This is a genomic window from Bradyrhizobium sp. 142 (genome assembly GCF_023074015.1).
Taxonomy (GTDB): Bacteria; Pseudomonadota; Alphaproteobacteria; order Rhizobiales; family Xanthobacteraceae; genus Bradyrhizobium.
Genome location: NZ_JADPKQ010000511.1, coordinates 1 through 989, shown reverse-complemented (window position 1 = coordinate 989; position 989 = coordinate 1). Strand labels below are relative to the sequence as shown.

1 protein-coding gene is annotated in these 989 nt (G+C 62.0%); it reads right to left on the bottom strand.

Annotated elements, in window-relative coordinates; all coding sequences use genetic code 11:
- Positions 1-32: 32 nt before the first annotated feature.
- On the bottom strand, positions 33-989 hold a 957-nt coding region (locus IVA82_RS45890), incomplete at its 5' end, for an IS630 family transposase (RefSeq protein ID WP_247493156.1).

Sequence of the window (989 nt, the reverse complement as noted above, 5' to 3'; positions counted from 1 at the left end):
CCTAGGCCAGCGTTTCTTTGATTCGAATCATATCAGGCAGCCTCGGCGAGTCTGTAGGACCAGGTGTGGACAACCGGATGGCGATTGACGTCGTCGATGCCGGCCATGATGCGCTCCTTGAGCTCGTGTTTTGAGGTCACGCGGATGTGGCGCAAGACAGACCGGGCGAACTTGGAGAAGAAGCCTTCGATGAGGTTGAGCCAAGAGCCGTGTTTGGGCGTGAACGTAAACTCGAAGCGCCCTGGTCGTCGTGTTTCGAGCCAGGTTCTGGTTTCTTTCGAGATGTGCGCGGAATGATTGTCGAGGATCAGCTTGATCGCGGTGCCGGCCGGATAGGCGGCATCGAGAAGCTTGAGGAATTCGATAAACTCGCGGCTGCGGTGGCGGTCCCTGACGAGCGCGTGGACCTTCCCGGTGAGTAGATCGATCCCAGCCAACAGGCTGAGCGTGCCATGACGTTTATACTCATGATCGCGCGCAAAGGTGGCGTGGACGCCCGGCACTGGCGGCAAATCCGGTGCCGTCGTCGCGATGGCCTGGATCCCCGGCTTCTCGTCGTAAGAGACGATCGTGACCGGCTTCTTTGATTTCTTCGGCCTGGCTGCGGCCTTTTTCAGGATCTGGACCTCGCGATAGACACACAGGACCTCCGCCATCTTCTGCTCGAACTCGCCGTCGCGACGTTCCAGATAGTAGCGCACCTTATGCGGCTTGATTTCCTCCTGGCCGAGAAGCTTGCACACCGTGCCCTGAACCAGACGGGCGAGAGATGGATGTCCGGCCGCCGGCCCGTGCTCGCGCGCATGGCGCGCCAGCAGCCGTGTCGTCCACAGCTCGTGCGGATAGCCGTGCTCCTTGGCCTTGTCGCACGCCAAAGACACCAGCCAGGCCTTGGCCTCCGGCGTGATCACCGGCTCCTTGCCCGGCCGCGGTCGGTCGTCGAGTGCCGCCAGCGCGCCATAAGCGACCGCCCGCTCAACGCAGCGCTG